Source organism: Aeromonas sp. 602200, assembly GCF_049173895.1.
Classification (GTDB): domain Bacteria; phylum Pseudomonadota; class Gammaproteobacteria; order Enterobacterales; family Aeromonadaceae; genus Aeromonas; species Aeromonas veronii_A.
On record NZ_JAAKSL010000002.1, the window covers coordinates 257280 to 281843 of the forward strand.

The following is a 24564-nucleotide window of genomic DNA, read 5'->3' on the forward strand; positions in this document are numbered from 1 at the left end:
AGCCCCTCACTTGACGGTCAGCAGGGTACGAAAGCCCCCGCGATGAACGATGGCGATCAGCACAGGCGCACCGATCAGGGCCAGAATGACCCCGTTGGGCAGCTCGAACGGCTGGATCAGCCAGCGCGCCAGAATGTCGGCCAACAGCAGAAACAGCATGCCGAACAGGGCGGAGAAACAGACCTGCACCGACAGCTTCACCGGCTCCACCAATCGGCCACAGTAGGCGGCCAGAAAGCCGACAAAACCGATGGGGCCGGCGATGGCGATGGCACTGGCGGTAAACAGGGTGGCGGCCAGCAGCACGCCAATTCGCACCCGGTTTGGACGGATCCCCAGCGCCTGGGCCTGACTGTCCCCCATCTGCATCAGGGTCAGCTGGCGACAGAGCAGCAAGGTGATGACAAACGCCGCCAGCACGAAGGGCAGTACGGCTATGATGGCATCGAGATTGGCCGCCGACAGGGAGCCGAGGTTCCAGAAGCGGTACTGCTCCAGCACCATCTTGTTGGAGAGCAGCAGAAAGCTGGAGAGACCGCCGAAGGTGGCGGAGAGCGCCACCCCGACCAGAATGAGCTTGAGGGGGTTGGAGCGGCCAATCATCATGCCTAGCCCCAGCACAATCACGTTGCCGAGCAGTGCGCCGAGTCCGGCCCAGAGCAGATAGCCATAGGCGGACTCCACCCCGAACCAGGTGAGCCCCACCACCAGCGCAAAGACGGCCCCGGCGTTGACGCCGAGCAGGCCGGGCTCCGCCAGCGGATTGCGGGTCGCGCTCTGCAACAAGGAGGCAGCCAGAGATAAAGAGGCGCCGACCACCATGGCACAGAGGGTGCGCGGCAGTCGCAAGGTATTGAGCACCATGGCGAGCTTCTGGTCGCCAGCCCAGCGGGCATCCCCCATCAGGTAGCCGAGCACCTCGCGAGCACCATAGACACCCGCACCGGTGGCGAGCGAAAGAGAAAGCAGTACGAACAGGAGGAACAATCCCAGCCAGAACAGCGAGGTCTGGTCTCTAAACACCCTTTAACTCCTTATGGTGGCAATGCGCATGTTGTTGACATACATGTAATTGAAATAAAAGCCGTCACCCGAGGTGATACCGTGGCAACAACGGAAGCCCGCCAATGCGGGCTCCCGTTCAACCGTTACAGCTTGTAGGCCACACCGGCATAGACAGTACGCCCGTCGAGAATTTGATCGGCCTCGGTGGCAACCCAGTCACGCTTGGTATTGGTCAGGTTGTTGAGTCCGAACTTCAGATCCAGTGCCCGAGTGGCGTTCCAGACTGCCCCGACATCCAGGGTGTGGAATGCGGCGGTGGTCTCATAGGTGGTGCCGCTCATGCGCGGAACCGGAAGGATCTGGCTGCCGGTGTAGTTCCAGCCGAGCTGGGTACTCAGGCTCTCGATGACCTGCCACTCCAGCTTGGCGTTGGCGGTATGCTCCGGCGTCCGATAGAGATCCTTGCCGCTGGTCTTGTCTTCCCCGTCGATCAGGGTGACGTTGCTGGAGAGGGTCAGGGCATCGGTAATATCAAACCAACCACTCAGCTCCACCCCCTTGATGCGGGCCTTGCTGACGTTCTGATAGGTCATCACCGCCGGACGCCAGGTGGAGGTCCATGCCTCGCTCTGGATCTTGTCCTTGATATCGTTGTGGAAGGCGGTAACCCCGGCGCCCCAGAACGAACCATCATAGGCGGTACCCAGCTCGTAGCTGACGGCGGTTTCCGGTTTCAGATCCGGGTTGCCCACCACGGCGCAGCGACCGCGACAGGCGGTTACCGCATAATCCGGGTTGGACTGGGCAATAGTCGGCGCCTTGAACGCCTTGCCAATCCCGCCCTTGACCACCCAGTTGTCCGTCAGGCTGTAGAGGGCATAACCACGGGGGCTGAACTCGGTGCCATAGGTCTCGTGGTGATCGACCCGGCCACTCAGGGTCAACGCCAGATCGCCAAAGCCAAACTCATCCTGCAGATAGAGCGCGCTCTGGTTGACGCTGACATCGCCCCCCTTGAGGTTGACGTTATGCTTGAGTTCGGTGATGCGGTACTCGGCACCGCTGGTCAGCAGGTGGCTGCCCAGATTACCGCTCAGCTGGCCATCGAAGGTGTGGTTGGTCTGGCTCACATCGCCGCTGGTCTTGCTCAGCGCCGTCATCAGTTCGGAGTCGTCAAACAGGTCAACCTGCTCGAAGGCATAGCCGGCCCGGCTGTCGAACTGATCCCAACGGCCGACGTGGGTGGCGTTGAGTCCCAGTCGTTCCATCTGCTGGATGTTGCGCGGCGTCTGGCCGTAGTTGTTCCAGTGGGCCTCGCGATCGTCTTTGGCGTAGTTCATCCCTACATCCAGATCCTGACGATCATCGATCAACCATTTGACGTTGGAGAGGATCCCCAGCTTTTCACGCTGCTCGATGGCATCGGCCTTGGGGTTGATGCTCTGCTCGCTCTGCCAGGCATCCCTGTGGTTCCCTTCCACCACCAGGTTGGCCAGCAGCTGGTTGTCGATCAGCGCCCCGCCCACATAGGCACTCGCCTTGTTGATATCCCCTCCGTGACCGTCGGTGGGGTCACTGAAGGTATAGGTGGCCGCCGCTTCAGTCTTCTCCCCGGGTTGGCGCAAGATGACATTGACCACCCCACCCAGCGCATCGGCACCGTAGAGGGAGGAGATGGGGCCACGGATCACTTCGATACGCTCGATGGCCGCCATGGGGATGGCGGAGAGATCGAAATCATTGCCATAACCGGAGGTAAGAGCATCGCGGGAGCTGATACGCCGGCCATTCACCAGCAACAGGGTGTAATCCCCCTCCAGCCCGCGCAACTTGATCTCGCTGCGGCCGTAGCTGGTAGCAGGGCTGATATTGACCCCCGGCAACTGTTTCAGAGCGCCGGTCAGATCATTGACATTGAGCTTGTCGAGCTCGGCCCGAGTCACCACAGAGACGCTGGCCGGGGCGGTCAGCTCGCTGTGCCGGGTTTTACTCGCCGTCACCACCATAGTTTCATGAGCGGTGACAGGCGCAGTCCCTTGGGCCAGAACTGGCAGGGCAAAAAGGGATAACACCAGCGGATGCACTGCAAATCGTCGGGATGATGTACGCATCATCAACACTCCACATAAAACAATCAGGGCCAACACCACCGACATCCCTGTCTGACCTCGCCAGACCCGGTGCAAAGTGATGGAGTTCATTGGCATGAACAGTCGTCCATGCCCCATCACCCCGAACATCAGTGCATTACGGCAGGCCATGCGTTGTGCTATGCCACTCGCAGCCATCAATAACAAAAGCGCCGTACCGACTGACATCGGGACGGCGCAATACTAAATGCAAATCATTTTTATTTGCAAGCGTGAATCAGGTATTCTTTCGCATCCGCTTAATTATCCATCACATCGTGACGGGTCTGGTGATAGGCCTCTTCACTCTTGCCCCGACGCCAGTACGGCACGGCGTAGAGCGACTGGCGATCCACCTCAAGCACTGAACGAAAATGGCGGCGCAGCGGCAGCACCAGCGCCTCCTCCCCACCCAGCCAGAAGAAGCCACCATCGCGCACCAGCGGCAGAGCAATCACATGCTCCAGCAGGCCACTGGACTCGGGCTCGCCGACAAACCAGTGACAGCGCAACCCGACCGGCAGCGTCAACGGCTGAGCATCGGCCTGATCCGGCACCAGAATCGCAATTTCCCCTCTGGCATCGGCAGGCATCACCTCGCACATCGCCATGATGGCGGGCAAGGCGGTGAGATCCCCTACCAGACAGTAGTGATCGGCCGGTTGCAGCATGGGGTTGGGACCACCCGGCCCGGAGAGGATTACCTTCTCTCCCGGCTTGGCATGGGTAGCAAAGGCGCTGGCGGGCCCACCGTCACCGTGCAGCACGAAGTCGATATCAATTTCCTGCTCATCACGGCGAAACGCGCGGATGGTGTAGGTGCGGATAACCGGCTTGTCCGCCGGGTCACTCCAGCGCGGGCCGCTCGGGGTCATTGCAGGCAGCACCGGCTCTACCTGATGGGGCTGGGCCAGCATCACCTTGATATGGGCACCACCGCAGGTGAAGGGATAGTCAGCCAGTTCGCTGCCACCAAAGGTGATACGACGCAAATGGGGGGTGATCTGGGTAATGGCTTTGACAGTCAGCAGACGGGGACGATTGGGAGGCAGAGATGGGGACACAATGAGGCTCCTCGTTGAGTGTGTTGCCTATGCTACACATAAATGGGAATCACTATCAAATGCGATTATTTCTCGTCTATCCGGCTCAAACATCACTAATCACTACCATCAGCCCCCGAACAGAGAAACGGGCTTATGCACGCTAGTCCCATGATTGGACGAAGAAAGCAGCCGGACAACAACACTGTCACGCAGGGTTCCATTTGCCTATTTCGACCATAGTTTTTCGAGATCAAATTTTATTTCTCAATAAGTTTCCTATCCTTAGTGAAGCAGTTAATGTAAGCACAGGATGCCAAACAGGATTGTATGATGGATGACCAGATCCTGATTATTGATGATGACGAGCTCTCCCTCCCCGACGCGCAGCAAGCAGGCTGGAGGGTGATGATTGTTGACGATGAACCGGAAGTGCATCGCATCACCAAGATCACTTTAAACAAATTCGAGTTTGACAATCGTCCCATCGAGTTTCTGCATGCCTATTCGGCAGCAGAGGCAAAAAAATTGCTGGCCACCACCCCGGATGTTGCACTGCTGCTGCTGGACGTGGTGATGGAGGTCGATCACGCCGGTCTTGATGTCGTCAAATATGTCCGTGAAGAGCTGCAAAACAAGATGGTACGCATCGTGCTGCGTACCGGCCAACCCGGCCAGGCGCCGGAAGATGACGTGGTGACCAACTACGACATCAACGACTACAAGGATAAAACCGAGCTCACCTCCCAGAAGCTGCGCACCCTGCTGCGTGCCAGCCTGCGCTCCTATCGGGATATCCGCACCCTGGAAAGCAACCGGCAAGGGCTGGAAAAAGTCATCGAAGCCTCCAAGGGGATCTTTGAGAAACGGGCGCTGCGTCAGTTTGTCGAAGGCGCCCAGGAGCAGCTGAGCGCCCTGCTCCATCTGGGAGAGACCCAGATTTACGATGTAAAACAATATGCCTACGAAGTGAAGGATCAACTGCTGGAGCCCCTGCTGCCAGGTCATCCCCCGGTGCGGTTGACAGAGGCACCCGAGATACTGCGTCAGGCCATGACCCGGGGCTGCAATATCTACAACACCAACCAGATGGTGCTCTACTGCCAAAACCCGCGCCACCACCTGTTGTTTCATATCGAGACCACTCGCCAGCTCAGTCAGATCGATACCAGCCTGCTGACCCTGTTTACCGAAAACATCATAGTGGCACTTGAAAATATCCGGCTCAACGAGGTGATCGCCGACAACCAGCGGGAGATCATCTATCGCATCGGCGAACTGGTCGAAACACGCTCCAAGGAGTCAGGGTTACACGTCAAACGGGTCGCGCTCTACACCGAGCTTTTCTGCCACCTGATGGGCATGAGCGAAGAGCAGAGCGAGCTGGTTAAACGGGCCTCACCACTGCACGACATTGGCAAGGTGGGGATTCCCGATGCCATTTTGCACAAACCGGGCAAGCTGACCCCGGAAGAGTGGGAGATCATGAAAACTCATGCCCAACTCGGTCAGGATATGCTCTCCGGCAGCGATCTGGCGTTGTTCCAGATTGGCGCCACCATAGCAGGCAATCACCATGAGAAGTGGAATGGCAGCGGTTATCCCCGCGGTTTGAAGGGGGCCGATATCCCACTGGAAGGACGGATCGTGGCACTGGCCGATGTGTTCGATGCCCTGGGTTCGGATCGCTGCTACAAGAAAGCATGGCCGCTGGACAAGGTGCTGGCCCTGATTGAAGAGGAGAAGGGGCAGCATTTCGACCCCCAGCTGGTCGAGCTGATGATGGCCAATCTGGACAAGTTCCTCGAAATCCGCGAGCAGAACAAGGATGTCTATATTGGCGATCACTGATTGCTGCCAATCCCTTATCCTAAGGGTTCGAGCTAAAAAACCGCCCTGCTTATCGAGGGCGGTTTCTTCTCTCTGGTGTATCGTTTTTCCCGAGTCTGGGCTACTGCTCTGGCAAATTGAGATCCAGCTTGGCTGCCGGTTGGCCGTTTTGTTGATTTTCAGCCTGAGCTGCTGCTAGCGCACGTTTAAAAGCACGCCGTTTTTGCATCACCACAAAACCTGCGCCTCCCAGCAACACCAGTAGTACCCCACCCCCAACCAGAACCCAAAGTAGCCACCCCATTCCCTCTTCAGGCTGCTCTTCGGTAGACTCGGCGCTGGAGGCCTGAGCGGCTGCTGATGCCACCTCTGCGGGAGGCGGAGGGGGCGGAAAGATATTGAAGGTTTTCACCGGCAACTCGATCTTCAGCTCGCGCCCCAGACGAGTGGTGCCATAAAGGGTCGCTTTCACCTCATGCTGACCGACCTCCTTGATGGCAGAGAGATCGATATCAAGCTTGGGCTCACTGGCCGTCTCGCTAAACTCGTAGAGGCCACCCACATTGCTGGTGACACTCCCCTTGATCGCGACAGAGGCCGGATCCAGTTCATCACGATCGATCAGCAGCGACAATTTGGCGCCCAGCTCTTCCGAAGGGGGTGTCAGGTTATAGCTGAACGGATAAGGATAGAGCAGCACATCCTGATAGCGGGCTCGGACAAACACCTGATTACCTGTGCTGAACATGGCGCGGTATTTGCCGGCGGGAATATCCTGTAGTGTCACTTCCGCCGTCATGATGCCGTCACCCGGCACTTCGTCCAGCCCCTTGCCATCGTCGCGATAGTGGCCAAGCACCTGATCTAGGACGACTTCTTTCTTATCTGCGTCACTAAAAGATTGCAGCTTGACCGTCATCCCCAGATCAGAGAGGTAGTATTTATCTTGCGGCGGCTGGCCATTGATCAGCAACCACGCCTTGAGCTTGACCACCTCCCCCTGATAGAGCTGCATCGGCAGGGCGGCGATATCGAGCCGGATATCGGAGAGAATGCGCACCCGGTTGTCGGGATCCACCTCGCCAATCGCCTGCCAGGGGCCCGGCATGGGATTGCGCAGGGTAATGAGATCATGCTCTGGCAGCGCCAGCCAACCCACATCGGCAGGTTTGACCTTGCCCACGTAAAGCTTGCTGCCATCGGGGCGAACTAGGATCACGGACGGGGTGCCCGGCTTGCGCTTGATGATGAAGGTGATCTCCTTCACGCCGTAATCGATGCGAAAGCGGTTATCCAGCAGCGGAATATCGGAAGGGGCAAATACCTCGGTCGCCGTCGCCCCTAGCGAGAACAACAACAGCAGACCGGCACACCACTTCCTCATTGCCGCCACAGACAACTTCCTCCCTTCTTCTGTACCAGATCCAGTCTCGCTTCGTGCAGGGCCTGAACCTCGGCACTGGCACGCACCACCTTGAGGGCGGGTCGGTTGCTCTCCAACCGGCGAATACTGGTGTCCTGATTGCTTTCGTTTTCGTTGCTCTCGGTGGCCAGATTGAGTTTGGTCTGGCCGCCGGTCATCAGCAGGTAGACGTCCGCCAGGATCTCCGCATCGAGCAGAGCCCCGTGCAGGGTACGGTGGGAGTTGTCGATACCGTAACGATCGCACAGCACATCTAGGTTGTTGCGCTTGCCGGGGAAGAGATCCCGCGCCATCGCCAGGGTATCTGTGATGGTGCAGATATCCGCCGTCTTGAAGTTGAGTCCGAGCTTGCTGAACTCGTAGTCCATGAAGCTCACGTCAAACGGTGCGTTGTGGGCAATCAGTTCGGCGCCGCGGATGAAGTCGAGGAATTCATCGGCAATCTGGCTGAACGACGGTTTGTCACGCAGGAACTCGTCGGTGATACCGTGTACCTGGATCGCTTCCGGGTCAACCAGACGATCAGGCTTGATATAGACGTGATAGTGGTTACCGGTCAGCTTGCGGTTGATCACCTCCACACAGCCGATTTCGATAATGCGGTGCCCCAGATAGACAGGGCCGCCCGCCGTATTCATACCTGTGGTTTCAGTATCCAGAATGATCTGGCGATTCAGTTGGGGTGTGTTCATGATCCAATCTATGTCAAACTTCGGCTTTACTTACTCGCTAGTTTACCCCAAGCCTCATGTTAAAACAGATTGATTGCTCATGTTAAAACAGATTGATGTCTATACCGACGGCTCCTGCCTCGGCAATCCGGGCCCGGGTGGTTACGGGGCCGTGATGGTCTACGGCAAGCACCGCAAAGAGATTTCCGCCGGATTCAAGTTGACCACTAATAACCGGATGGAGCTGATGGCCGCCATCATGGGGCTGCGCACCCTCAACGAACCGTGCAAGGTGCGCCTCACCACCGACAGCCAGTATGTCCGCCAGGGGATCACCCAGTGGATCATCGGCTGGAAGAAGAAAGGGTGGATGACAGCCAACCGGCAACCGGTCAAAAACGTCGATCTCTGGAAGGAGCTGGATGCAGAAGTGGGTCGCCACCAGATTGAGTGGCTCTGGGTGAAGGGTCACTCCGGCCACCCGGAGAACGAACGGTGTGACGAGCTGGCCAGAGAGGCCGCCTGCGGCAAGGATCTGGCCGAGGATACCGGCTACCAGCCCTGACGGGCCATTCCCGGTGTGGCGAGGGACTTTGGCAGTTGCCAGCGCCGCCGCACCGGGATCAGTGGAAAGCGCCGTTTACGGGCCGCAATCACGTATACCGATGCAAATGCCCTGCAATAATCCCGCCCGATACTCTCTCGCCACCAACTGTGCCAACTCTGTTTTCCCATAAACGAATAACCAAAGCGCTCGTCGAACATCACCTCGCATCCCAATAGATGCAACCAGTCCGTCACCCGCCCAGGGGTGAACATCCGTGCCGACCAGGGCATTCTGCGCCGCAAGAACGGCACACAGTGACCGATCCCGACCAGACTCATGGGGTTATAGCCACTGATGATCAGCCAGCCATCGTCGGTCAACACTCTTTCGGCTTCGCGCAACACTTGGTGGGGATCGGCGGAGAAATCAAGGCAGTGGGCCAGCAGGCAGGCATCGACGCTGCCGGTCCGTACCGGTAGATCGAGGGGGTCGCCATACATGTCGAGCAGCCGCCCACCGGGGGCAACCCCGATCTGGTGGCGAATGGAGGAGCGTTTGCAGGAGAGTTCAGCGCTCAGGGCGCCAATTTTCAGCAGATGATACCCAAACAGATTGGGGCACCAGTTGTCGAGCCGATCCTGGATCTCGGCCGCCACCCAGTCCCCCATAGGCAATGCAGACCAGCTGGTCGGGATCTCGATTTGTTGTTCGGTACGTGCCACCTGCATAATAGGGCTCAACTCGGGGTTTCGAACGCCATCCTGTTATATAAGATACCCTCCCTAAAGAGAAGCAGACTCATGTATCCAGTGATCACAGTTCCAGCCTTTAATGACAACTACATCTGGTTGATCCGCCACGAAAATCACTGTCTGGTGGTCGATCCGGGCGATGCCGCACCCGTGCTGGAGCGGCTCGAGGCATTGGGGCTGGTGCTCGATGCCATCCTGCTGACCCATCACCATCACGACCATGTCGGGGGCGTCACCGACCTGCTTGCCCACTTCCCCCACGCCCGGCTCTATGGCCCCAAACTTGACCCTATGCCGGATCATCATGGCCAGTGGCTCGAAGATGGTGATCAGATCAACTGGCACGGCCTCGCCCTCGAGGTAATCCATGTGCCCGGGCACACCCGTGGCCATATCGCTTACTATGGTAACGGCATGCTGTTTTGTGGCGATACCCTCTTCTCGGCCGGTTGTGGCCGCCTGTTTGAAGGGACGCCGGAACAGATGTACCACTCGTTACAGCGCCTTGCCGCCCTGCCCGACGAGACCCTGATCTACTGCGCCCATGAGTACACACTCTCCAACCTGCGCTTTGCCTATGCAGTTGAACCGGACAATCCGGCGATCCGTGATCAGATCGGACTGATCAGCAAACTGCGGCAACAAGGGCTGCCAAGCCTGCCCACCCGGCTGGAGGATGAACGCAAGTTTAATGTTTTTCTGCGCTGCGAGCTCGATTCGGTAAAATTTTCTGCTGAAAAGAAGGGGCTAAAATGCGTGGAAAATCCGGTAGATACCTTCACCATCTTGCGTCAGTGGAAGGACGTTTTTTGAACAAACCTTGATCAGGGGGCCATTGCCCCTTATGATGCGGGCTGTTTTTCCCAAAAATGACCGGAACGAGATGAAGGTACGAACGGCCTTATTGGCAGCGCTGTTGCTCAGCGGCTGCCAAAACCTGAGCCATCAGGATGACCGGGCGCTAACGGCAATCGAGCCGATCAAGTCCCCCCAGGTCAAGAAAAAAGCGCATAAAAAACACTCTTCCCATTTCCTGTTTGGCGATGAACAACTAGATGAAATGGAAGAGACGGACAATCTGTGGGTGCGTATCAGCGATGATATGCAACTGGAAACTCCGGACAACCCGCGCATCCGCCAGCAACGTGAGTGGCTGTTGCGCAATGATAAGCATCTGGCGACCATTGCCAGCCGGGCTGAACCCTACCTCTATCTGATGGTAGAGGAGATTGAACGGCGTGAGCTGCCAATGGAGCTTATTACTGTCCCGATGATCGAGAGCATGTTTGATCCTCATGCCCGATCCCGCAGCAATGCCGTCGGACTCTGGCAGTTTGTGCCAGCGACAGGCAGAAACTTCGGTCTGCGCCACGACAACTGGTATGATGGACGGCGCGATGTGCTGGCCTCCACCAATGCGGCGCTCGACTATCTGGAGTACCTGAACCGCTTCTTTGACGGTGACTGGCTGCAAACGCTGGCCGCCTACAATGCCGGTGAAGGCCGGGTGCGCAACGCCATCCAGCGTAATCAGCGCGCAGGCAAGCCGACCGACTACTGGTCGCTCGATCTGCCGCGCGAAACCCGGATGTATGTGCCCAAGATCCTCGCCATGGCTGACATGATCAGCAATGCGGACAAGTACAATATCCAGTTGCCGGTGCTCGCCAACGAGCCGAAGCTGCGTGTGGTTGAGACTGGCAGCCAGATCGATCTGAATGTGGCCGCCCAACTGGCCGGTCTGCGCACGTCACAGCTCAAGGAGGTCAATCCGGCCCTGAGCCGTGGCGTGATGTCGCCCCGTGGCCCTTACCGCCTGCTGGTACCGGTGGAGTATGCCGATACCCTGGAGCTGGCACTGGCCGATCTGCCCAAGAGCGAGCGTATTCGTACCCGCTCCTATCAGGTCACCAGTGGCGATACTCTGTCGCGCATCGCCCAGAATCACGGCGTCAGCGTGAGCGAGCTGAAACTGGCCAACAATCTGCGCAGCAACAACCTGCGTCGCGGTCAACAACTGGTGATCCCGACCCATGGTCAGGTCAGCAGCAAGGCCAGCTCCGCCAGCAAACCGCAGCAGCTGGCAAGCCGTGGCAGCAGCCAGAAGGCCAAGGTCAGTTACAAGGTGCGCTCGGGTGACAACCTGTGGAGCATCAGCCAGGCGCACGGCGTCTCCCACGAAGAGCTCGCCAAGTGGAACGGTCTGAATGCCAAGTCGGCGCTCAAGCCAGGCATGAAGCTGGTGGTCTATCCCAAGCAAGGGAAGAAGAGCGACAAATCGATGGTGTATCAGGTTCGCCGTGGCGACTCCATCTCCTCCATCGCGGCTCGCTTCCAGGTGGCTATCAACGATGTGATGCGTTGGAACCAGCTGGATAAAGGGGATTACCTCAAACCCGGTCAGGAGCTGACCCTGTTTGTGAAGAACAACAGCTAAGCCTCACCGCGTGAACCCGATAAAAAACGGGGCCAGTCATCTGACTGGCCCCGTTTTTTATTACTGCGGCTAACCGCTGCTGTGTCTAAGCCGCCGACTAAAACAATGGCTTGGCGCCGCCTGCGGATGCATCACCGCTCTGCAGGCAAAACTATCACAGCTATTCCCAGAGCCTTGTCGGCACCACCATCAGCACGGTGCGCTGACCGATCGCCACATTGGCATTGGGGAAGACCACCGCCTCACGCGGCTTCTCGACCGTGTAGCGCAGCTCGCCATCCTCGGCCAGCACGAACCCTTGGGGGAATTCGGTGAAGTTGTCGACATCGCTGGCGAACAGGAAGCGAAAGTCCGCCGATTTTTTGGTGATCACCCGATCGATGGCAAACAGGGTGAAATCATCCGCCCGCCACGGCTCCAGTGCCACCTCATCCTGAGTGACCAGCTCCTGCAGCGCCTGCCGGGTTTCGATAAAGCGGGTCATGTCGTTCTCGCCAAACGGGCGCACCTTGCCCAGCTCCACCGTAAAGGCGTGGGCACCATGCTGGCGGGAGCTGTAGTAGCTGAAGGTCGTGGTCGGGCTGGCGGAGAGCAGAATAGTACGCACCCCGCAGGCGCCGAGGAACTGCACCTGCTCGCGGCAGTGAGGCCGCTCGTGGGGGAAGGGGTAGACGGCAAACTTCTCGTGGCGCGAACCGCGAATGGCGGTGTGCAGATCGTAGTGGTAACGGGGACGAGCCGGATCGGCAAAGAAGCGGCTCACATACTGCTCGAGACGCATGGCACGGATCCGCTCCCGATTGCAGAGCCCCTCCCCCTTGCTGTGAGCACCGGAGAAGAGCCGGTTCATGTTCTCCTCCACCTCCCGCAGCCCCAGATTCATCGCCGCCGGATTGCCAAACAGGAACAGCACCCGATGGCGGGCGCTCAGCTCGCCAGAGAGCAGACGACTCAGCAGCTGGTTGCAGATCTCGATGGGAGCGGTCTCGTTGCCGTGAATACCGCAGGAGAGGACGATATCCTTGCGCCCTCCCGGCTGGCCGCCCGCGCCACTGGCAGGCTCCAGACAGAGCACGCCGGTATCCCAGACACTGACCCGCGCACCATCGGGCAGGGCAAATTCAAAGGGCTCAAGCTGCCACTCATGGCTGCGGGTCAAGGCCAAAAAATCGTGCTGGGGAATCATCCGTCTCACCCTCTCGCTCTGGAATACTATGGCCGGATTATACGCAAGGCATCGCGGCTTAAAATCGTTTTTTAAACAAATTCAAACATTAACGATACAAGTGTGATAACAATCTAACGATGACAGCAATGACAGTAGCGATGTGGAATAAAGAGGAGAGGAAAAAGGATCAACGTAAAGCGGGGGGGAGATAAAACAGACAACAGACCTGGCGGCTGGGCGCCACGGGGCAGAACAGCAAACGACTCAGCAGAAAAACAAGGCATCCATGCCCGGTTGATTAACCACGCCAGAACGGCTTGGTGGTCTCTTGATAACGGTCAGCTTCGTTCAGGCCGATGTCTTTGAGCAGGTACTCGGGCAGCTCGGAGAGCTGGCGACGGCTGCGGCTGCGCTCCAGCCAGGTCAGAGCGGTCATTTTAACGCGAGCAACCAGATTCAATTGGCTGGAAGGCTGGTAACCGGTTTCGGTATAAGTCATGTTGGCCATGATGTGGCTCCTCTGAATATTTGTTTACGCACTGGGCTTTATTTGATGCGCAAAGCTTAGTCAGGGAGCAGGGCCGACTCAATTGACGAATTTTGATACGTTACATTAGGAAAACTAATAGTAAAAAGCTGACTGATACAATTTTAATTGTTTGATTTATAAAGAATAATTAAATCACCATTCGACCATCAACGGCCCGCAGCATATTGTGCTGCATGGCACCCATCTATATATGCATTTTACTGCTTTACATATGCAGGGATGGACAAGGTGTGAACAACTGGCAACAGCGGAGTTACACGAAATTGTTAATTTAATGATCTTGTGATGACCCTTATTTAACACAATGAAACATAAATAAAACCAGCACCGCATCCCCATTCAGAGGCGCACATTGCCCCCTCCTCAAAGTGCCTCTTGGCACTCTAACCGCATGCTGGTATGTTTATTTATACAGTAGTTTTGCTACCCGCAGCGATGTCATACCTGGTGTCGTCAACAGCGGGTCAGACCACAGGATCATCGATGGATACCTTTACCCCGACCGCCGCCCTGCGTCAACAGATGGCCGCCATTGAAGCCTCTCTCAACCAGCTGGCCGATCTGCTTGGCCAACTCGAGCTGCAGGAGGCCCATGTCTATCCCCTCCCCCCGGTGCCACAGGGGGAAGAACACGACCCGATCGAGCAAATTGAGGTGGGCTATCTCAACGGTGAAGCCGCGCTGGCGGCCACCCTCGCCGCTTATCGGGACCACAGCGCCCGCCCCGGCTGCTCCACCAAGGCAACTCATCGGCTGCCCGGCTGGTTGCGCTTTCCTGCCGCCGCCGCTCCGCTGATCCAGCCTCTGGTTGAGGAGATCAATCAGCGCAAGCTCGATTTCAAGGGGCTGGTGCAACAGGCGGGGGGACGGGACGAGAAGTTCGAGCTGGTACATACCGCCCTGCCCGGCGTGATCACTCTGCAGGTCTACCGCAAACTGACCCTGTTGGCGGGGGAGCTGCAATCCCTTGGCTTTACCTGGGCTGACAAGCAGACCATCAATCGCCTCAGTCGCGAGCAGGTGCTTGAGATGCTGGAGCGCAGCCGCCGCTACATACCGGCCCTCTCCAACAACGAGGAGTGGAGCAAGATGGTGGATCAGGAGGTGTACGACATTCGCCGTCTGCCCGCCGATGCCGAGCTGCGGATCCGCCGCCCGGTCAAGACTCACCCGATGATCAACCTGCTCTGGCTGGAGCGCACCCCGCGCAAGCAGCAGATCAAGGCGAGCCTGCCTCTGCTGCTCTGCTCCGATACCCCGCCTGCAGTCACCCATCTGGGCAACTATCCTCCCAAGAGCCGGCAGGCGCGGCGAGATCGCAAAATTGGCGGCGAGCCCATCATCGAGCGGCTGCACCTCTATCTCTATCAGGGGTGACTGGATCTGGGATAGCTGGATCTGGGATAACCGGGCCGCCTTTCCGCGATAAACGAGTATCCCGCATCTGTATCCCAAATAAGAAAAGGGAGAACATCTCTGGATGTTCTCCCTTTTCTGTATCGATAGGAGGTATGAAAGGTGGCGTCGCCAATCAGCCCATCAGCAGGGCCCGCAAGCTCTCCACATCTAGCCCGCGCACCTCGGACTGGCCGCTCAGCAGGCCATCGGCCAGCGCCCGCTTCTCGTCGTGCAGGGCGACGATCTTCTCCTCCACCGTCTGCTCGCACACCAGCCGATACACGGTCACCGGCTGGGTCTGGCCCATCCGGTGCGCCCGATCGCTCGCCTGATCTTCCACCGCCGGGTTCCACCAGGGATCGAGGTGCAGCACGGTATCGGCTTGGGTGAGGTTGAGGCCGGTGCCCCCCGCCTTGAGGCTGATGAGGAACAGCGGCACCTCCTCGTGGCGAAAACGCAGGATGGAGTCCTGCCGCGCCTTGGCCGAACAGCCGCCATCCAGATAACAATAATCCCAAGATTTCTGCTCGATGCGGGCCCGCAACAGACTCAGCAGGTCGACGAACTGGCTGAACACCAGCACCCGATGACCACCGTCGATCGCCTCTTCCAGCAGGGCCATCGCCTCATCAAGCTTGCTGCTGGTTTGCGACCACTCGGGCATCACCAGCTCCGGCGAGCAGCAGAGACGGCGCAGCCGGGTCAGGCCACTCAGCACGTGCATCAGGGCGCGACCATCTGCGCTTTGCACCTGCTGCACCACTTCCCGCCGGGTCGCCTCGTAGAGCTGACGCTCTTCGGGGGAGAGGCTGATGTGGTGGATGATCTCGGTCTTGTCCGGCAGCTCGGTCAGCACCTGCTGCTTGAGACGGCGCAGGATAAAGGGGCTGATCACCGCCCGCAGCAAGGCCATGTGCTGGGGATCCTTGACCGCCTTGCCAAAGCGACGCTTGAACTCACCAAGGCTGCCGAGCAGCCCCGGGTTGATAAAGGTGAAGAGGCTCCACAGCTCCCCCAGATGGTTCTCGATGGGGGTGCCGGAGAGGGCGAGGCGAAAATCGCCGTCGAGCTGGAACAACAGCTTGGCGCGCTGGGTACCGGCGTTTTTGATCTGCTGCGCCTCATCGAGCACCATGGAGGACCAGCGGCGCGCCTTGAGCGCCTCCGCCAGGCTGCCGAGCATGCCGTAGTTGATGAGGATCACCTGCCCCGCTTTGGCCTCACGAATGATCCCCTCCCGCTCGGCCGGGTTCTCGAACACCACCACATCCAGCTCGGGGGCGAAACGGACCACCTCCTCCTGCCAGTTGGTGACCACTGACTTGGGCACCACCACCAGCGCAGGGCCAAGGTGCTGGCGCATCCGCAGCACGATAAGCGCCTGCAGCGTCTTGCCCAGACCCATGTCATCGGCCAGACAGGCACCAAAACCGTGATGGGCAAGGGTCGCCATCCAGCGAACCCCCTCCTTCTGGTAATCCCGCAGCGCGGTGAGCAGCTCGTCCGGGCAATCGACCTCCTGCTGCCACTCCTGCTGCAGGGATTGCCACGCCGCATCCCCTTCGGTGGTAATGACCGAGAGCAGGCGAGTGAGCGGATAGGCCAGCTTGTTGTTGATCCGCTGCTCTTCATCGAGCATGGCCCCCAGCATGGTGAGTCGTTCCACCAGCTTGTCGCTCAGCATCAGACTGGTCTTCTCGTCGAGCTGAACGGTGCGCTGCCCCGGGGTCATCTGGCGCAGAATAAGGCGCAGGTCGAGGATCTGGTGCTCATCGAGCGCCAGTACCCCTTCGACCTGGAACCAGTCCTGCCGCCGCTCAATGCGCAGGCTTAGTGCCGCTTCATCAAGGCTCTTGAGGCGGGCGCTGTCCTGATGCCAGTGAATGACCACACCGGCATCCACCAGCTCCGGCAGGGCATTGACCAATGCCAGTGCCTGCTCTCCTTCAAGGCGCCACTCGCTGCCGGGCAGATCGATGGGAAGCTGATTGCGCAGCAGTTGGGCCTGCCCCTTCTCGGCGGCGAGATCGCGCTGCCAATAGTGGTTACCCTTGATCCCTTGACGGATGATGCTCTCCCCCTTGCCCAGAGGCTGGGGAGGCAACTCGTCAAAACGAGTCACCAGCTTGACCGCCAGCTGGCCATCCTGCCAATCGAGCTGCACCGAAGGAATGCCCGGCCAGGGGGCCAGTTCGGCATTGCCGTGCAATCCCTCAACCTGGCTGTGCCAAGGCAGATCGGCGATCCCGTCCAGAGTGCGCTGCAACTCGCTCATCCCCTCGGCGGGCAGCAGCGGGATGGATTCGAGCGCAGGCAAGCGGTCGAGCAGCGGCTGCGGGGTGAGGATCAGCTGCCACAGATCCTGCGCCAGCGGCATGATATGGGCCCCGCGAGCGGCCGCATCGGGGCAGAGCTGCGCACTCATCCCCTGTTCGGTGGCCACCACCTGCAGCAGGGGGGCGCTGATGGCCAGTTGCAGCTTCTGCCCCTTGGCGTTGAACAAGCGGGGGTGATCGGCCAGCGGCGCCCAGACATCCCGCGGCAGCCGTCCCATCACCCGTGGCAGGGTGCGAACCAGTGCCCAGTCATGCTCGTCGAGCATGGCGGCATACTGGGTAGAGAGCAGGGTCGGATCGACCCGGCGACCGGCGGTCCACTCCCCCTTGGTACTCAGCTTCTGGATCTTGCACTCCAGCTCGGGGCCCTCGGCATGGAGCAGCCACACCAGCCGCTCCTGCGGCTTGCGTAAGCCACTGGCGCGGCCCAGCCCCTGCAACCAGTTGAGCCAGCTGGCAGAGGCCGCGGTTTTATCCACGTCCCCGTCATCATCCTGCTCGTCACTGCCCTCTTGCGCACTCTCCTCACTGCCGCGTAGTTGGCACAAGGGCGCCCCTTTGGCCGCCTCGCCCAACAAGATGCGCAGCAGATCCTGACAAAACGCCATCAAGCGATGATGAGGCTCGGCATCGAGCAGATGGGAGAGGTCCCACTTGTGCAACATGGCCACCTGCGGGCTCTGGGCACCGTGACGGGCCAGCGCACAGAGATCGAGCCAGAGATAGCCCCAGTGGAGCTCCTCCACAGGCAGTTGCAGGGTATCGAACAGCCCGACCGCCTGCCCATGCCGCTCACCGGCCCACTGGCTGAGCAGATCGGCCAGCAGCGGAAATTGTCCGCCAAGGCTGCGCTGCCACTTCTTGCGCTGCTCGCTGGCAATGACGGGGTCTGCCTGCTGCAACCAGCCGAGCCAGAGCAAAGCACTGAAGGCACGCGGCCACTGCCCCTCATGACCCTCGGCCTGCCACTGGCCCAGAGCCGTGAGCAACCGCTCACCCAGCGGGCCACACTCCCCCTGCGAGGCAACCGCCTGCAGGGCAGGCCACAACAGGCTGGAATCGGTGCTTTCGCCATCCCCACAGAGCCAGCGCCACTCCGCCTCAAACGCCTTACCTTGCGCCTGCACCTCGGGGGCACAGCGCACTAGCGCATTGGCCAGCGGCCAGCGCTCTTCATAAGGGGCATCGAGCAGCAGCTGCAGCGAGAAGTGCTCCAGCAACAGTTGCTGCCAGGCGGGGCTGGAACCCGCCAGCAGCAGATGGGCATCTGCGGTATCGAGCAGTGTGAGCAGATCACCGGGAGAGAAGAAAGCCGGGATCTCGCCCGCCTTGCCCCTGCAAAGCTCGCGCACCAGCCCGTGCACCAGATCCTGGCCGGTCACCGAGGAGACCCGGCTCCAGTCAGGGGCAGCACAAAGCCCAGCCCGCACCCCCAGGATCAGCGCCAGCGTCCCCTCTGCAGTCAGGCTCCACTGCTGCTCCCCGCGCAATCTGACAAGGCCGGCGTCATGGAGCCGGGTCAGGTGGCTGGCGAGCTCATGGCCCGCCCCCAGCGTATCTTGTAACAGACGGGTACTGGCGACACGCTGCAGTTGCAAGGCACTGAGCAGCAGATAACTATCCGGGGAGAGGGTGGAGGCAGACATCAAGACTCACGGGCAGATGCAAAAGCGGAATTTTAACGGGAAAGCGTCAGCCACTCGACCCTTTACCGTGAAATAACTCAAAAAAAAACGGCCATCCGTGATGACCGTCGAAAGTAACGAAGGAAATAGCCGGATCATCCGGTTACCTCCCACAGCGGGAAAATCGGGAGCGCTAGCCCCTAATTCGTGGGGCCAATGCTAGAGGTTGACGTATTAAAAAGCTTTGAAGCGGATCACAATTGAAAATGATTTCTGAAAACGCTTTCAATATTTGGCGACCAAAAGAGATTATTTTGCGCCAAATGAACCATCTTCAGCCTGGCCTTTCTCTCGTCTCGGCATGGATCCCCATATCCCAATGTCCATTCAGTACTCGACGGGTTCTCTTTACACTGACTGCCTGCATGCGCGGAACATCACTGACTGTTGGTAGCTGAGCGATTGCCCTTGTCCGGAGCATTGGCAGACTGATCTGGCCAGCACGCTCGGTTCTCGGCAAGTTACGAGGGCTGCGTGGCAACTCACCGGTTGCAAGAAACGGGGTTCCATCCGACCGGCTTGCCCGGGCTGTCATTGATCGATAGGATGTGCCCCATTCCAAGAAGGCAGGAGCAACATGATTTTGCGACAACGCGTGGCGACAAGACTCCTGCTGCTGGTCTGCATTCTGCTGCTCAATTGTGCACTACAGCCACTGACCAGGCTGGCTCAGCTGGAGATAGCCGCGGGCTGCCATATGCTGACCGCCCCATCCTCCGCCATCGATGTCGATGAGGATGGCCGCGCCGCAACGCCGCAACCCGGCAGTTGCCAGCTCAACGGCAAGTGGCTCAGTGCCGCCAGCCTGCAATGCGCCGAACAGATCTTCTTTGCCATCGCATTCCTGATCGCCCTGCTGGCACCACTGCCCCGTTGCTCGCCCCCCCTCCCCCCACCCAGAAATATCTCCCCGCCAGAACGGCGGCTTCATCTCACCCTTTGTGTCTGGCGAGAATGAGTCAGTCGCGGCTTAAACAACCCTGACTTTCATTTTCAAGAGACAACACCATGTCAAACATCTTCAAGACTGCCCTCTTGCTGGGCAGCCTGCTGTGGCAATCCATCGGATTGGCCAGCGATACCGGCTGGCTCACCAGCCCCCGCAACGATCACGCACAAATCCGGCTGCAAGCAGATAGCCGGGATCCGGCACAGCCCCGGATGCTGCTCAGTCTGGCACTCGAGTCCGGCTGGAAAACCTATTGGCAAAACCCGGGTGAAGGGGGAATTGCCCCTGAAATTCTCTGGGATGATCCCCAACTCACTCAACAATGGCACTGGCCAGTGCCAGAGCGATTCGCGGTCAGCGGCATGTCGACCCAGGGGTATCAGCAGGCCGTTACCTTTCCCATCAGCCTTGGCCATGGCAACCGCAAGGCGCTGACCGGCACGTTACGCCTTTCAACCTGCAGCAACGTCTGCATCCTGACCGACTACCCTTTTGCCCTTGCTCTGGATGGTACGGCACCGGACGGATTCGACCTTGCCTATGCACAGGCGATGAGCAAGCTGCCTCAAGCCATGCCCAAGAGCGTCAACCTCCAGGCCGGCTACCAGCAAAACCGGCTACAGCTGAGCGCTAAGCAGCAAGAGGGGTGGCGGGCTCCGCAGATTTTCCTCCAGCAGCTGGAAGGGGTCGAGTTTGGCGAGCCCAGCCTGGAGGTGCAGGGCAATACCCTGATTGCCCGCATTCCGGTCAGCGATGGCTGGCAAGGGGATGCACCGGATATCCGTCATCAGCAACTGGGCGTGGTACTGGTCAACGGTGACGAAGCCTGGCAGAGCCAGGTCACCATAGGTGATCCCCTGCCACTACCCGCTGGTGGCCACTCGCTGCGCTGGATCCTGGGGGCTGCACTGCTTGGGGGGCTTATTCTCAACCTGATGCCCTGTGTGTTGCCGGTGCTGGCCCTCAAGCTGGGATCAGTACTGCAGCTGGAGACCCGTGAGCGTCGCCCGGTTCGCTTGCAGTTCCTGGCGGCAAGCGCTGGTATCCTGGTCTCCTTTTGGGCGCTGGCACTGATGAGCACCCTGCTGCGCGCCACCCAGGGGGCCGTCGGCTGGGGTATCCAGTTCCAGAGCGTCTGGTTTATCGGCTTCATGGTCGTGGTGACCTTGCTGTTCTGTGCCAACCTGCTGGGGCTGTTCGAGATCAGGTTATCGAGCAATGTCAACACCCGCCTGGCAACCGCGGGTGGCAACGGCATGGCCGGTCACTTTCTGCAGGGCTGCTTTGCCACTCTGCTGGCAACACCCTGCTCCGCCCCTTTCCTTGGCACCGCAGTCGCCTTTGCGCTCGGGGCACCATCCGGTCAACTCTGGCTTGTCTTTACCGCACTGGGGATTGGCATGAGCCTGCCATGGCTGCTCATCGCCGCCCTGCCCCGTCTCGCGCTTTGGCTGCCAAAACCGGGACGCTGGATGGGGCGCCTGCGCATCCTGCTCGGCCTGATGATGCTGGGCTCCAGCCTCTGGCTGCTCAGCCTGCTTGGCAACCATATCGGCCATAACAGGGTTGTGATCCTGATGGTGCTGATATTGGTGGCCCTGCTGCTGGCGGTCGTATGGCGCCACGGTATTCGCGGTGTAACCCTGGGGCTGGCGCTGGGCTGCTTGCTGGTCGCCGCCCTGCTGCTCGGCGGCGCCTTCACCATGGAGGGCAAACCACAACAGGATACCGTCCACTGGCAGCCACTCTCGGAGCAGGCCATCCAGGACGCCCTGGCACAACACAAGCGGGTCTTCGTCGATGTGACCGCCGACTGGTGCATCACCTGCAAAGCCAACAAATTCAACGTGCTGCTGCGCGATGATGTGCAACGAGCACTGAGTGCCCCCGATGTGGTGGCCTTGCGCGGGGATTGGAGCCGCCCCTCAGACAGCATCGCCGGCTTCTTGCGCCAACGCGGCAGTGTGGCCATTCCTTTCAACCAAATCTATGGCCCCGGGCTACCGGGTGGCGAGATCCTCTCTCCCCTGCTGGATCGTGCAACTCTGCTGGCCACTCTGGAGCACGCTGCGAACGCCCCTGTTCAAGGAGAAACAAGATGAGATATATCCTGCTCATACAGACCCTGCCGGGAGAGCGGGGCATACCCGCAGCGCAAGGGGGAAATTATCAGCAATCGGCTGATCTCCCTCATATAGCGCTCGGGGGCAACGTCAAAAACGCACTGGTCATCAAGGGGGAGTCATGACAGCAACATCATCCCGGATCCTCCGTCTGCACCGCTGGAGCAAGGAGGCCCTCTGGCTGCTGCTGTTGGCGGTGATTATCTCGACAGCGCTGGACCTCTGGCGCAGTCCGGCGCTGCCAGAGGAAAGCCCGCTGCCTCAACTGCTGCTGCAAGATGGCACTCTGGCCGACCTGCAGACAATGAGTCGGGACAGACCACTGCTGATCTATTACTGGGCCAGCTGGTGCGCAGTCTGCCGTGTTACCACACCGACAGTGGAGCAGCTATGGCGAGACGGCGAAAACGTGCTGACAGTGGCGCTGCGCTCCGGCGACCAAGCCAAGTTGCAGCAGGGGATGGCCAGGAAGGGGCTGACCTTCCCGACCCACAATGATGAGCATGGCGACCTTGCCGCCCGCTGGCAGGTGAGCGTCACCCCCAGCTTCCTCATCATCAAGCAGGGTAAAGTGGTGAGCTCCACCACTGGCTGGAGCTCGGGCCCGGGACTGAAACTGCGGTTGGCCTGGGCCAGCCTCGGCTAACTCGGCCCGCCAGGGAGCACTATTGCGGCCCCTCTTCCCGCTGAAGAGGGGCTTATCGCCAGCCATCCGATGCCTATTTATCAGTGATGGGTGGCCCCCTCGCGGGTTAATGGCTCAAATCGGAAGTGGTAATCCATCGGCGATCGCGTGGGCGGTGAACCGTGATGGATACCATTCATGGGTTGACGCTGAACAAGGCAAAGCCCAGCAAGCGGGAGATAATATGTCCAAAACCAGATAGGGAGCCCGGTCATAGAAGATCAGCAACCGAGTTTAATGTTCCCGACAACGCTTGGGCTTCACGGCGTTCACTACGCATAAAAAGCACGGGGGCCTGATGGCCCCCCGCAAACACACCGGATGAGAAAATGCCTTACTTGGCGGCGCTATCCTTCACGCATTTCTGGACAAAGCTGTTCTTGGCCGCGCCAGCCAGCTTCTTGTCGGCCGCCGCCTTCTCGCACTTGGCCGCCGGATCCACCGCCGCGCCCGTCTTCACGCACTTCTGGATAAAGCTGTTCTTGGCCGCACCGGCCAGCTTCTTGTCGGCTGCCGCCTTCTCGCACTCGCCGGTCGCGGCGCCAGCAGCATCTTTCACACACTTGCCGACAAAGCTGGTTTTGGCGGCGCCGTTTAACTTTTTGGCTGCGGCCTGCGCTTCGCACTGCAACTGGGCTGAGTCGTTGGCAAAGACCGGATTGGCCAGCAGCACGCTGCCGCAGAGCAGGCCGAACAGGATGGTACGCTTCATGGGAGATCTCCTCTCTATCTGGTGATGTGTTTGCATGGTCATATTTGCATGACGATGTGTTGCAAATGGCTGTGATTGCAACAGCTGATTGTTACCGCAGATCCCCCACCTCGCCAGCTTGGGAGCGGAGCACAGGGCAACCATCGCCCGCACTATAGCGCCGATTGCCCGCGCGGGATTAACCTCCGCCAGCCCCTTCTCAGCGGCAAGCCTGCCACCCTCTTCCCCACCACACCCGCCAACCCCAATAAAATCAAGGGCCATGGGAATCCTTTCCCTGCCTCCGCGATTTCTTGAGCCAGCGCAAAATTTCTTACATTACTGATAGTTGCGTCATTTTTTGACTGGCACGACCAGATTCGATTGGCTTAACATAGCCATCCGGTGCCTATTCATCAGTAATGGGCTGCTGCCCTCGCTGGTTAATGGAGCATATTGGAAGCTCTAATCCACGGGCGGTAGCGTGGGTTTTGAACAGTGATTGATGAAGTTCGTAGGTTGGCGCTGGGCGCAGTGAAGCCAAACATGCGAGCCCTCGGTCAGTTGGTGGCCATTCGGAGCAACCGAACAGACTGGATTTTTCCGGAAAGGAGAACCATGCGCTATCGCCGAGCAACAACCAGTGGGGCATGTTGGTTCTTCACCGTCAACTTGGCTGACCGAAAGCAGGATCTGCTGGTACGTCATATCGACCTGCTGCGCGAAGTGCTCCGCCACGTCAAACAGCAACACCCCTTCGAGATCATTGCCATGGTGGTGATGCCGGATCATATCCATGCCATCTGGCAACTACCACCAGATGACAGTGACTATCCCATGCGCTGGTCTCTGCTCAAGGCAGGCTTTTCACGGGGCATTGCCAAAACAGAGCGGATACGGGAGAGCCGACTCAGAAAACGGGAACGAGGTATCTGGCAACGCCGTTATTGGGAGCATCTGATCCGGGATGGCAAGGATCTGCAAGCCCATGTCGATTACATCCATTTCAATCCAGTTAAACATGGTTATTGTGCCAAACCTGTCGATTGGCCTTACTCCTCCATTCATCGCCATATCGCCGCAGGATGGATAGGGTCAGATTGGGCCATTGATAGTGATTCGGATCGGGAATAATCGGCTTG

Annotated in this window: 19 protein-coding genes; 9 read left to right on the forward strand and 10 right to left on the reverse strand. The window is 59.1% G+C overall.

What is annotated here, in order from left to right; genetic code table 11:
• Nucleotides 1-6: 6 nt before the first annotated feature.
• The 3 genes from G5221_RS04235 to G5221_RS04245 all read right to left on the reverse strand — a co-directional run bounded on the left by G5221_RS04235 (nt 7) and on the right by G5221_RS04245 (nt 4198).
• Nucleotides 7-1023, reverse strand: a complete 1017-nt coding sequence (locus G5221_RS04235) for a FecCD family ABC transporter permease (RefSeq protein ID WP_421221399.1) — start codon at nt 1021-1023, stop codon at nt 7-9.
• A 125-nt stretch (nt 1024-1148) separates the two neighbouring features.
• Complete coding sequence (locus G5221_RS04240) at nt 1149-3116, reverse strand: TonB-dependent receptor domain-containing protein (RefSeq protein WP_421262942.1); 1968 nt, start codon at nt 3114-3116, stop codon at nt 1149-1151.
• A 278-nt stretch (nt 3117-3394) separates the two neighbouring features.
• Entirely contained in the window at nt 3395-4198 is an 804-nt protein-coding gene (locus G5221_RS04245) for a siderophore-interacting protein (RefSeq protein ID WP_421262880.1), read from the reverse strand.
• A gap of 312 nt (nt 4199-4510) precedes the next feature.
• Here G5221_RS04245 and G5221_RS04250 point away from each other — a divergent pair, with 312 nt between their 5' ends.
• Entirely contained in the window at nt 4511-6028 is a 1518-nt protein-coding gene (locus G5221_RS04250) for an HD domain-containing phosphohydrolase (protein ID WP_421262881.1), read from the forward strand.
• Nucleotides 6029-6128: 100 nt separating this feature from the next.
• On the opposite strand, the gene G5221_RS04255 is transcribed toward G5221_RS04250, so the two are convergent.
• Together G5221_RS04255 and dnaQ are read right to left on the reverse strand one after the other, a co-directional pair.
• Nucleotides 6129-7391 carry a TIGR03503 family protein gene (locus G5221_RS04255; RefSeq protein WP_421262943.1) on the reverse strand — a complete coding sequence of 421 codons (1263 nt, stop codon included), beginning with the start codon at nt 7389-7391 and terminating at the stop codon, nt 6129-6131.
• Nucleotides 7388-8122, reverse strand: a complete 735-nt coding sequence (gene dnaQ, locus G5221_RS04260; protein WP_058055867.1) for a DNA polymerase III subunit epsilon — start codon at nt 8120-8122, stop codon at nt 7388-7390. The genes G5221_RS04255 and dnaQ overlap by 4 nt, the downstream gene beginning before the upstream one ends.
• Before the next feature lie 79 nt (nt 8123-8201).
• On the opposite strand from dnaQ, the gene rnhA reads away from it, so the two are divergent.
• Nucleotides 8202-8666, forward strand: a complete 465-nt coding sequence (gene rnhA / locus G5221_RS04265) for a ribonuclease HI (protein WP_005353268.1) — start codon at nt 8202-8204, stop codon at nt 8664-8666.
• Here the strand turns inward: rnhA and G5221_RS04270 are convergent.
• On the reverse strand, nt 8654-9376 hold the full coding sequence (locus tag G5221_RS04270) for a methyltransferase domain-containing protein (RefSeq protein ID WP_005361718.1): 723 nt from the start codon (nt 9374-9376) through the stop codon (nt 8654-8656). The two genes, rnhA and G5221_RS04270, sit on opposite strands and share 13 nt — an antisense overlap.
• A 72-nt stretch (nt 9377-9448) precedes the next feature.
• Between G5221_RS04270 and gloB the strand changes: the two genes are divergently transcribed.
• Together gloB and G5221_RS04280 are read left to right on the forward strand one after the other, a co-directional pair.
• Entirely contained in the window at nt 9449-10213 is a 765-nt protein-coding gene (gloB, locus tag G5221_RS04275) for a hydroxyacylglutathione hydrolase (RefSeq protein WP_421171792.1), read from the forward strand.
• 70 nt (nt 10214-10283) lie between these two features.
• Nucleotides 10284-11837, forward strand: a complete 1554-nt coding sequence (locus G5221_RS04280) for a lytic transglycosylase (RefSeq protein WP_216978394.1) — start codon at nt 10284-10286, stop codon at nt 11835-11837.
• A gap of 160 nt (nt 11838-11997) precedes the next feature.
• On the opposite strand, the gene astE is transcribed toward G5221_RS04280, so the two are convergent.
• On the reverse strand, nt 11998-13023 hold the full coding sequence (gene astE / locus G5221_RS04285) for a succinylglutamate desuccinylase (protein WP_069526733.1): 1026 nt from the start codon (nt 13021-13023) through the stop codon (nt 11998-12000).
• A 280-nt stretch (nt 13024-13303) separates the two neighbouring features.
• Nucleotides 13304-13513 (reverse strand): DUF1127 domain-containing protein, encoded by a 210-nt coding sequence (locus tag G5221_RS04290; RefSeq protein WP_421262882.1) that lies wholly within the window; start codon nt 13511-13513, stop codon nt 13304-13306.
• 525 nt (nt 13514-14038) lie between these two features.
• Here G5221_RS04290 and G5221_RS04295 point away from each other — a divergent pair.
• Complete coding sequence (locus tag G5221_RS04295; protein WP_216978392.1) at nt 14039-14932, forward strand: DNA replication terminus site-binding protein; 894 nt, start codon at nt 14039-14041, stop codon at nt 14930-14932.
• A gap of 154 nt (nt 14933-15086) precedes the next feature.
• Here G5221_RS04295 and G5221_RS04300 read toward each other — a convergent pair whose 3' ends face one another.
• The gene (locus tag G5221_RS04300; RefSeq protein ID WP_421262883.1) at nt 15087-18935 is read right to left on the reverse strand and encodes an SNF2-related protein; all 3849 of its coding nucleotides are present in this window, start codon (nt 18933-18935) and stop codon (nt 15087-15089) included.
• Nucleotides 18936-19551: 616 nt separating this feature from the next.
• Here G5221_RS04300 and G5221_RS04305 point away from each other — a divergent pair.
• From G5221_RS04305 to G5221_RS04315, 3 genes are all read left to right on the forward strand, one after another.
• Complete coding sequence (locus G5221_RS04305) at nt 19552-19932, forward strand: hypothetical protein (protein WP_288728523.1); 381 nt, start codon at nt 19552-19554, stop codon at nt 19930-19932.
• A gap of 50 nt (nt 19933-19982) precedes the next feature.
• Entirely contained in the window at nt 19983-22025 is a 2043-nt protein-coding gene (locus G5221_RS04310; protein ID WP_421262884.1) for a protein-disulfide reductase DsbD family protein, read from the forward strand.
• Between the two features lie 142 nt (nt 22026-22167).
• Complete coding sequence (locus G5221_RS04315) at nt 22168-22692, forward strand: protein disulfide oxidoreductase (RefSeq protein WP_421262885.1); 525 nt, start codon at nt 22168-22170, stop codon at nt 22690-22692.
• A gap of 373 nt (nt 22693-23065) precedes the next feature.
• On the opposite strand, the gene G5221_RS04320 is transcribed toward G5221_RS04315, so the two are convergent.
• Nucleotides 23066-23443 carry a hypothetical protein gene (locus tag G5221_RS04320; RefSeq protein ID WP_201912382.1) on the reverse strand — a complete coding sequence of 126 codons (378 nt, stop codon included), beginning with the start codon at nt 23441-23443 and terminating at the stop codon, nt 23066-23068.
• A 597-nt stretch (nt 23444-24040) separates the two neighbouring features.
• On the opposite strand from G5221_RS04320, the gene G5221_RS04325 reads away from it, so the two are divergent.
• The gene (locus G5221_RS04325) at nt 24041-24556 is read left to right on the forward strand and encodes an REP-associated tyrosine transposase (RefSeq protein WP_335830421.1); all 516 of its coding nucleotides are present in this window, start codon (nt 24041-24043) and stop codon (nt 24554-24556) included.
• Nucleotides 24557-24564 lie beyond the last annotated feature (8 nt).

Excerpts from the sequence above, each read along its gene's own strand:
- G5221_RS04290 (WP_421262882.1), bottom strand. The coding sequence starts at position 13,513 with ATGGCCAACATGACTTATACCGAAACCGGTTACCAGCCTTCCAGCCAA.
- G5221_RS04300 (WP_421262883.1), bottom strand. The coding sequence starts at position 18,935 with ATGTCTGCCTCCACCCTCTCCCCGGATAGTTATCTGCTGCTCAGTGCC.
- G5221_RS04305 (WP_288728523.1), top strand. The coding sequence starts at position 19,552 with ATGATTTTGCGACAACGCGTGGCGACAAGACTCCTGCTGCTGGTCTGC.
- G5221_RS04325 (WP_335830421.1), top strand. The coding sequence starts at position 24,041 with ATGCGCTATCGCCGAGCAACAACCAGTGGGGCATGTTGGTTCTTCACC.
- G5221_RS04240 (WP_421262942.1), bottom strand. The coding sequence starts at position 3,116 with ATGCGTACATCATCCCGACGATTTGCAGTGCATCCGCTGGTGTTATCC.
- G5221_RS04270 (WP_005361718.1), bottom strand. The coding sequence starts at position 9,376 with ATGCAGGTGGCACGTACCGAACAACAAATCGAGATCCCGACCAGCTGG.
- G5221_RS04250 (WP_421262881.1), top strand. The coding sequence starts at position 4,511 with ATGGATGACCAGATCCTGATTATTGATGATGACGAGCTCTCCCTCCCC.
- G5221_RS04255 (WP_421262943.1), bottom strand. The coding sequence starts at position 7,391 with ATGAGGAAGTGGTGTGCCGGTCTGCTGTTGTTGTTCTCGCTAGGGGCG.
- G5221_RS04310 (WP_421262884.1), top strand. The coding sequence starts at position 19,983 with ATGTCAAACATCTTCAAGACTGCCCTCTTGCTGGGCAGCCTGCTGTGG.
- rnhA (WP_005353268.1), top strand. The coding sequence starts at position 8,202 with ATGTTAAAACAGATTGATGTCTATACCGACGGCTCCTGCCTCGGCAAT.
- G5221_RS04295 (WP_216978392.1), top strand. The coding sequence starts at position 14,039 with ATGGATACCTTTACCCCGACCGCCGCCCTGCGTCAACAGATGGCCGCC.
- gloB (WP_421171792.1), top strand. The coding sequence starts at position 9,449 with ATGTATCCAGTGATCACAGTTCCAGCCTTTAATGACAACTACATCTGG.
- dnaQ (WP_058055867.1), bottom strand. The coding sequence starts at position 8,122 with ATGAACACACCCCAACTGAATCGCCAGATCATTCTGGATACTGAAACC.
- G5221_RS04280 (WP_216978394.1), top strand. The coding sequence starts at position 10,284 with ATGAAGGTACGAACGGCCTTATTGGCAGCGCTGTTGCTCAGCGGCTGC.
- G5221_RS04320 (WP_201912382.1), bottom strand. The coding sequence starts at position 23,443 with ATGAAGCGTACCATCCTGTTCGGCCTGCTCTGCGGCAGCGTGCTGCTG.
- G5221_RS04315 (WP_421262885.1), top strand. The coding sequence starts at position 22,168 with ATGACAGCAACATCATCCCGGATCCTCCGTCTGCACCGCTGGAGCAAG.
- astE (WP_069526733.1), bottom strand. The coding sequence starts at position 13,023 with ATGATTCCCCAGCACGATTTTTTGGCCTTGACCCGCAGCCATGAGTGG.